This is a genomic window from Nocardioides sp. CPCC 206348 (assembly GCF_048654705.1).
Classification (GTDB): Bacteria; Actinomycetota; Actinomycetes; order Propionibacteriales; family Nocardioidaceae; genus Nocardioides.
Genome location: NZ_JBMCZA010000202.1, coordinates 1 through 7,443, shown reverse-complemented (window position 1 = coordinate 7,443; position 7,443 = coordinate 1). Strand labels below are relative to the sequence as shown.

General features: G+C 69.8%; 5 protein-coding genes, 2 pseudogenes and 1 riboswitch. Of the genes and pseudogenes, 2 read left to right on the top strand and 5 right to left on the bottom strand.

Annotation, left to right across the window (positions count from 1 at the left end; genetic code table 11):
- The 5 genes and pseudogenes from ACOADB_RS19555 to ahcY all read right to left on the bottom strand — a co-directional run.
- Window positions 1-319 (bottom strand): annotated as a pseudogene (locus ACOADB_RS19555) (ComF family protein); the annotation flags it as partial.
- Window positions 320-393: 74 nt separating this feature from the next.
- A complete protein-coding gene (locus tag ACOADB_RS19550) occupies window positions 394-2,166 on the bottom strand; it encodes an LpqB family beta-propeller domain-containing protein (protein WP_378602280.1) in 1,773 nt (590 codons plus the stop codon).
- Window positions 2,163-3,857, bottom strand: coding sequence for an MtrAB system histidine kinase MtrB (gene mtrB / locus ACOADB_RS19545; RefSeq protein ID WP_378602277.1), 1,695 nt, complete (start codon window positions 3,855-3,857; stop codon window positions 2,163-2,165). Before mtrB ends, ACOADB_RS19550 begins: the two co-directional genes overlap by 4 nt.
- A gap of 10 nt (window positions 3,858-3,867) precedes the next feature.
- Entirely contained in the window at window positions 3,868-4,578 is a 711-nt protein-coding gene (mtrA, locus tag ACOADB_RS19540) for an MtrAB system response regulator MtrA (protein ID WP_378602273.1), read from the bottom strand.
- Between the two features lie 70 nt (window positions 4,579-4,648).
- Window positions 4,649-6,100 (bottom strand): adenosylhomocysteinase, encoded by a 1,452-nt coding sequence (gene ahcY / locus ACOADB_RS19535; protein WP_378602270.1) that lies wholly within the window; start codon window positions 6,098-6,100, stop codon window positions 4,649-4,651.
- Between the two features lie 170 nt (window positions 6,101-6,270).
- A riboswitch (FMN riboswitch) is annotated at window positions 6,271-6,439 on the top strand.
- 52 nt (window positions 6,440-6,491) lie between these two features.
- Here ahcY and ACOADB_RS19530 point away from each other — a divergent pair.
- Complete coding sequence (locus ACOADB_RS19530; protein WP_378602267.1) at window positions 6,492-6,929, top strand: 6,7-dimethyl-8-ribityllumazine synthase; 438 nt, start codon at window positions 6,492-6,494, stop codon at window positions 6,927-6,929.
- 173 nt (window positions 6,930-7,102) lie between these two features.
- Window positions 7,103-7,443 (top strand): annotated as a pseudogene (locus tag ACOADB_RS19525) (hypothetical protein); the annotation flags it as partial.

Genomic DNA, 7,443 nt, shown 5'->3' with positions numbered 1-7,443 from the left:
CGCCGGCACCGCAGCGCGCGTCCTCCAGGGCCTGACGGACCGAGCAGGCCAGCAGGTCACCGAGCGGGCGGGCGAGGGCGAGCACCCGTCGCTCCTTGTGCGCGAGCACCATCGACCGCAGCGCGTCGTCGTAGGCGCCCGTCGCGTACGGCGGCACCAGGCCGGGTGGCCTCGGGGTCGGCCAGCGCACGGCGGCCCCGGAAGGCAGCGCGTCCCGGCAGTCCGGGCAGAGTACCCGCCCCGGCCGGAGGCAGGCCACGCACGCCGACCCGAGGACCAGGTCGACGAAGCCGTCGGCGAGCACGGGCAGCAGGCGCACCGCCCCACCCCATCAACCGCACCGTCGCCGGACAACCGCCGGCCACGGTGCTGCGGAGAACGAGCGGTGGAGAGCTACCCGGCGTAGTCGAGCTGGGTGAGCAGCGCGTCCGCGGCGTCGTACGCGTCCTGCTGCACGATGTCGACGTACCGGTCGGCGTAGACGGCCAGCATCGGTGGGCCGGGGGTCGGCGTGCCGGCCAGGCCGATCAGGGCGCCCGACACGATCGTCGACAGCTCGTCCACACCCACGGTTGCGCCGTCGGCAGCCACCACGTCGACCTCGGAGAGGGTGCCGGGTGCGGTCGGGGTCAGCAACCCGACCCGGATCGGACTGGTCCACGCCATGTCGACGATCCGCCCGTTGCTGGCCGCGTGGACGAGGTACGGCGCCCGCGCGCGGGCGATGCCGCCGCGGCCGTTGATCACCACGCGGGCCCCCACGACCTCGTCGCCCCGGCTGGTGCGCAGAACCGCCACCAGTCGGGTGCCGTCGCGGGACACGATGAGCTGGTGCGCCTGTTCGCCCGTCACGCCGGGCACGTCCACCTGGCGCACGCCATCGCCGTCGACGAGCCACACGACCGATCCGGAACGGCGGCGCTCGAGCACCCACAGTCGTCCGCTGGCGTCCCACGACGGCCGGGCGTACGTCCCGCCACTCAGCACCGTCCGGGTCGGTGGGGCGTCCGCCGTCTCGCGGACCGATCCGACCCGCACCCGCCGGCTGCTCCCGTCGACGACGGCGACCTGCTCGCCGTCCGGCCGGGCGGCTGCCACCTCGATACCGGCACCCTCGTCTCCGAACGGCCCCGTGGCCGGAACCAGGTTGCCAGCGGTCCCCCAGACCAGCCGTCCCCGGGTCAGGCCGAAGAGCAGCGTGGTGGCGCCGGCGCCGGCCGGATCGAAGGCCTGGCCACCGTTGACGGGGTACGTCGACGCGCCACCCGGCAACGGCAGGTCGAAGCCGCCGACGGTGACGCGGAGCGCCGTGATGTCGTCGTCCTGGCGCAGTGTCCACGCCAGCTGGGCGAGCATCAGCTCGGCTTCCTCCGAGGTGACCTTCGGGGCGTCACCGACGAGCGTGATGTCAGCGACGCCGGACTTGTCGACGGGGACGGAGAGGCCGACGCTGAGGCCGGACGGGAGGAAGGAGCGGACCACTCCTCGGGCCAGGGGCGGCGGCCCGGCCAGCAGTCCCGAGACGAGGCTGGTGGCGAGCTGGTCGCCCTCCGGCACGAAGACCGGCTCCGGCACCAGGATCTGGGCGAGCGGGTCGAAGTAGTACAGGGACACCTGGCGATAGCGCTGCTGGAACCAGGTGGCCGGGACCACCAGTGCGTCCTGCGGGTCGGCGATGCGGTACTCGCCGTCCTCCACCGTGACGCGGAATCCCATCGTGAGCTCGTTGGCCGGCACCGGACCACGCCAGCCACCGACGGCGTCCAGGCGGTCGGCAGCCGTGAGCTCGACGGAGACGGAGCCGCCGACCTCGCGGACCGGCAGGGTGTCGCTGTAGACGATGGTCTCCTGCTCGGGATTCCATTGCGCGGCGGCGCCGCCGGTGAGGTACTTCTTGGCCACGCTGGTCTGGATCGGCCAGGCCGTCATCGCGTCGAGGAACCCGGCGACGACCTCGGTGCGCGACGCGCCGGCGGTCGGCGGACGGGCGTCGATGTCGCTGGCCTGGCGCACGTCCTCCTCGTCGGTGACGTTGCGTTCGACGATCGGACCGTCGGTCGGCAACGTCACACAACCGCCGAGCAGGACGGCCGCGAACAGGGCGATCGCCACCTGTCGGGCGATCGCAGCCGGGCGGGTCGTCGGGCGGGTCGTCGGGCGGGTCATCGGGTGCCCTCCTGGGTCGGCACCACGACGGGTCCGATCACGATGCCGGCATCGGTGGACGCAGCGTCGTCGGGAACCAGCGAGAGGGGGCTGTTGCGCAGCGTCGCCCCGGCATGCCGCGGGACCGTCAGCCGGAACTGGGCGCCCTGGCCGGTACGGCCCCAGGCCTGCAACCATCCCCCGTGCAGGTGGGCGTCCTCCTGCGCGATCGCCAGGCCGAGCCCGGTTCCGCCGCTGGTCCGGGCGCGCGCGGGGTCCGAGCGCCAGAACCGGTTGAAGACCATCGCCGCCTCCCCCGGGGCGAGCCCGACGCCGTGATCGCGGACCGTGATCCCGGCCGCCTCGGCGTCCGAGGCCAGCCGGACGATGACCGCTTCGGTCGGATCGTCGGCCTGGGCGTGGTCGATGGCATTGGTGACCAGGTTGCGCACGATCCGCTCGATCCGTCGTACGTCGACCTCGGCGCGCACCTCGTCGTCGGGCTGCTCGATCACGACCCGTACGCCTCGCTGGTCGGCCAGCGGCTGAGCAGCAGTGACCACGCGCTCGACGACCTCAACGAGGTTGACGTCCTCGGTCGCCAGCCGGGCCGCACCGGCGTCGAAGCGGCTGATCTCGAGGAGGTCGACGAGGAGGTTCTCGAACCGGTCGAGCTCGGCCTGGAGCAGCTCGGCCGAGCGCGCCGTCGTCGGGTCGAACCCGTCGCGGGCGTCGTGGAGGACGTCGGACGCCATCCGCACCGTGGTCAGCGGCGTGCGCAGCTCGTGCGACACGTCGGACACGAAGCGGCGCTGGACCCAGCTCAGTTCCTCCAGCTGGCGGATCTGGCGCTGGAGGTTCGTGGCCATCTGGTTGAAGGAATACGCCAGCCGCGCGATGTCGTCCTCGCCCCGGACCTGCAGTCGTTCCTGGAGGCGCCCGGACGCGAGTCGCTCCGCGACCCGTCGGGCCATCCGGATCGGCGTCACGACCTGGCGCGTCACCAGCCAGGTCAGTCCCGCCACCAGGACCAGCAACAGGCCCGCGGCGGTGAGCAGCGCACGGGTGACCAGGCCCAGGGTCTCCTCCTCCTCGGTGAGCGGGAAGAGGAAGTACAGCGTGTAGGTCTTGCCGTCCGACGGCAACGGCACCTGCGCCCCGACGACGATGCCGGCACGCGACGTCGTGCCGTCGGGGCCGGTCTGCACGATGTTGGTGTAGGTCCAGGCGGTGGATCGGCCCAGTCCGTCGAAGTGCGCCTCGAGGCTCTCCGGGACGCTGACCAGGTCCAGGCCGCTGGTGTACTCGCCGCCACCTTCGCGCAGGGGCAGGTCCTCCCCCTCCGGTCCGGCCAGGACGACGCTGTACCCGCGACTCACGCCGCGGTCGATGATCGGGTCGACCAGGTCGCGCTGCTGGCGGCTCGCGTTGACCTCGGTGCCCGACGCGGCAGCGAGCCGGCCGTTCGCATCACTCACCTCCGCGTCGACCTCACCGAGGACGACCTCGACGCGGTGCTCGAGCAGGCCCTGCTTCGTCTGCTGCAGCAGGATCCAGCCGACCGCACTGACGGTGAGCGCCGACAGGACGACCGTGCTGACGACGACCCGTGCCTGGATCGACCGACGCCAGAAGGTGAGCGCACGTCGTACCTCCGGCGCGACCCGGGCCCAGAGGCTGCGCAGCCACCGGGACAGGTCGGATCCGTCCATGTCCGTCGGCCTAGACAGCGCCGGCCTTGTAGCCGACGCCCCGCACGGTCAGGACGATCTCGGGGTGCTCGGGGTCGTGCTCCACCTTCGAACGCAGGCGCTGCACGTGGACGTTGACCAGGCGCGTGTCGGCGGCGTGGTGGTAGCCCCAGACCTCTTCGAGGAGCAGTTGCCGCGTGAAGACCTGGCCGGGCTTGCGGGCCAGGCACAGCAACAGGTCGAACTCCAGCGGCGTCAGGAAGATCTCGACGCCGTCGCGGGTCACCGAGTGCCCGGCGACGTCGATCTCGAGGTTCTTGACGGTGAGCGTCTCCTGGGGGACGTTGTCGGTACGACGCACGCGGGCCCGGATCCGTGCCACGAGCTCCTTGGGCTTGAACGGCTTGACGACGTAGTCGTCGGCACCGGACTCCAGCCCGACCACGACGTCGACGGTGTCGCCCTTTGCCGTGAGCATCACGATAGGGACGCCGGACTCGGCCCGGATCTCCTTGCACACGTCGATGCCGTCCTTGCCGGGCAGCATCAGGTCGAGCAGGACCAGGTCGGGGCGGTAGTCGCGGAAGTCGGCGAGGGCGAGGTCGCCGCGCGGGCACACCCGGCTCTCGAAGCCCTCCTGGGAGAGGACGATGCCCAGCATCTCGGCCAGCGGTGCGTCGTCATCGACGACAAGCACCCGTCCCCGGGTGGGGTACGACGGCGCGCCGGCGGGAGGTGTCATGGGTCGATCCTAGGTGGGAGGAAGGCAGAAGCCCCGCACCGAGTGGGTGCGGGGCTCCTGACCGTGGAACTCAGTAGCGGTATGCGTCAGCCTTGAACGGGCCCTCGACCGGAACGCCGAGGTAGTCGGCCTGCTCCTGGGTCAGGATCGTCAGCTCGACACCGAGGGCGTCGAGGTGCAGACGGGCGACCTCTTCGTCGAGGTGCTTCGGCAGCACGTAGACGCCGACGGGGTACTCCTCGACCTTGGTGAAGAGCTCGATCTGGGCGAGCACCTGGTTGGTGAAGGAGTTCGACATGACGAACGACGGGTGGCCGGTCGCGTTGCCGAGGTTCAGCAGACGGCCCTCGGACAGCACGATGACCTTCTTGCCGTCGGGGAAGATCCACTGGTGGACCTGCGGCTTGATCTCGTCCTTGACGATGCCCTCGATCTTGGCGAGACCAGCCATGTTGATCTCGTTGTCGAAGTGGCCGATGTTGCCGACGATCGCCTGGTGCTTCATCTTCTCGAAGTGCTCGACCCGGATGATGTCGAAGTTGCCCGTCGTGGTGATGAAGATGTCGGCGTACTCGACGACCGACTCGAGGCGCTTGACCTCGTAGCCGTCCATCGCTGCCTGCAACGCGCAGATCGGGTCGATCTCGGTGATGATCACGCGAGCGCCCTGGCCGCGGAGCGACTCGGCGGAACCCTTGCCGACGTCGCCGTAGCCACACACGACGGCAACCTTGCCGCCGATCATGACGTCGGTGCCGCGGTTGATGCCGTCGATCAGCGAGTGGCGGCAGCCGTACTTGTTGTCGAACTTCGACTTGGTGACCGAGTCGTTGACGTTGATCGCCGGGAAGAGGAGCGAGCCCTCCTTGAAGCGGTCGTACAGGCGCAGCACACCGGTGGTGGTCTCCTCGGAGACACCCTTGATGTTGTTGGCGATGTTCGTCCAGCGGGTGGGATTGTTCTCGAGCGAACGAGCGAGGACCCGGAGGACCTCCTTGTACTCCTCGTTGTCAGTCGTGTCCTGGCCCGGAACCACGCCGGCCTTCTCGAACTCGACACCCTTGTGGACGAGCAGCGTGATGTCGCCGCCGTCGTCGAGGAGCATGTTCGGGCCGATCACGTTGCCGGCCTCGTCCTTGAAGTCGAAGACCTTCTCGGCTTCGTCCCAGTACTCCGCCAGCGACTCGCCCTTCCAGGCGAAGACGGGGGTGCCCTTGGGGTCCTCGGCGGTGCCGCCCGTCTCGGGGCGGCCGACGACGACCGCAGCAGCGGCGTGGTCCTGCGTCGAGAAGATGTTGCAGGTGGCCCAGCGGACCTCGGCGCCGAGGGCGACGAGCGTCTCGATCAGCACACCGGTCTGGATGGTCATGTGGAGCGACCCGGCAATCCGGGCGCCCTTGAGGGGCTGGGCATCGCCGTACGTCGTGCGCAGCGAGACAAGGCCGGGCATCTCGTGCTCGGCGAGGGTGAGCTCCTTGCGGCCGAACTCGGCCAGGCTCAGGTCAGCAACCTTGTAGTCCATGAAAAGGGGTCCTCGAGGATCGAGTGTTTCGTGTCCATGCGGCGCATCTGCGCTCTGCCGGGGTCTCCCGCGCATGACACAGGACACCCTACAAGCGGGATTCGGCGCGCGGGGAATCATCAGGGAAGCGACTCACGCCGGACTCGGCGCCGGAGCGGTACGGTTGATCCGTACGTTCTCAGGGCGGGGTGGAAATCCCCACCGGCGGTAGGAGCGTCCCGGCAGATCCGGGGCGGTCGAGCCCGCGAGCGCCACACGGATCCCCCGGATCGGTGTGGGTCAGCAGATCCGGTCGAACTCCGGAGCCGACGGTCACAGTCCGGACGAGAGAGAACGCGACGGGCCTCGTGCGCGTCGTCACGCCCTGGGTGACACGCAAACAGGAGGAACCATGTCACCCACCGCTCCCCGCATTGCCATCATCGCCGCCCGCTGGCACGCCGACATCGTCGATGTCGCCGTGACAACGGCCACGGAAGAACTTCGCAGCCGCGGCTACGAGGTCGACGTGGTGCACGTCCCCGGCGCCTTCGAGATCCCGCTGCAGGTCCGGCGGCTCGCACAGTCTGGCCGGTACGCAGGAGTCGCGGCAGCCGCGCTCGTCGTCGATGGCGGCATCTACCGCCACGACTTCGTCGCTCCCGCGGTCGTCGATGGGCTGATGCGCGTTCAGCTCGAGACCGACGTCCCGGTGTTCTCGGCCGTGCTCACGCCGCACCACTTCCACGAGCACGACGACCACGCCAACTATTTCCGCGCCCACTTCGAGACCAAGGGACGCGAACTGGCGAGCGCGGTCGACGCCACCGTGCGGCTGCCCGTCGGTTGAGCCAAGCGGTTCCGCCCAGCCAGAGATCTGGGCGGGCGGGACCGCCGGCCCAGTCGTTGAGGTGCGAGCGGAACCGTCCACCAACTCTCCACATGCCCGGTCCGGGCCGTTCCCCTTCCACAGGCAGCTTTGCGTCGCTTCGTTGTGTCGGACCTCGATGATCCAATACATGTATGGATCTCGGAACCCAGCCCCAGCTGAAGGGCAGCCATGACACCCGGTCGACGGCCGAGATCCTCACCGACGTCCGGACCAAGGTCCGTGACCGGCGAGGGCTGGTGGTCGGTGAATGGATCGACGCCGTTGCGTGGGCGAACCGCAACATCGTCACCACCCCCGAGCAGGCCGCGACCATCGTGGACGGCGTCATCGACACCGGGGTTCCGATCGCCGGCCACGGCGCACCGCTCGTCAGTGAGTTCAACCTGATGGAGTTCATCGCCGTCTTGGGTCGCTCGCCTGATGGTGGGCGTGCGTACGTGGGGCGGATCATCGAGTGCGCCTGGCGCCTGCC

Excerpts from the sequence above, each read along its gene's own strand:
- ACOADB_RS19550 (WP_378602280.1), bottom strand. The coding sequence starts at position 2,166 with ATGACCCGCCCGACGACCCGCCCGACGACCCGCCCGGCTGCGATCGCC.
- mtrB (WP_378602277.1), bottom strand. The coding sequence starts at position 3,857 with ATGGACGGATCCGACCTGTCCCGGTGGCTGCGCAGCCTCTGGGCCCGG.
- mtrA (WP_378602273.1), bottom strand. The coding sequence starts at position 4,578 with ATGACACCTCCCGCCGGCGCGCCGTCGTACCCCACCCGGGGACGGGTG.
- ahcY (WP_378602270.1), bottom strand. The coding sequence starts at position 6,100 with ATGGACTACAAGGTTGCTGACCTGAGCCTGGCCGAGTTCGGCCGCAAG.
- ACOADB_RS19530 (WP_378602267.1), top strand. The coding sequence starts at position 6,492 with ATGTCACCCACCGCTCCCCGCATTGCCATCATCGCCGCCCGCTGGCAC.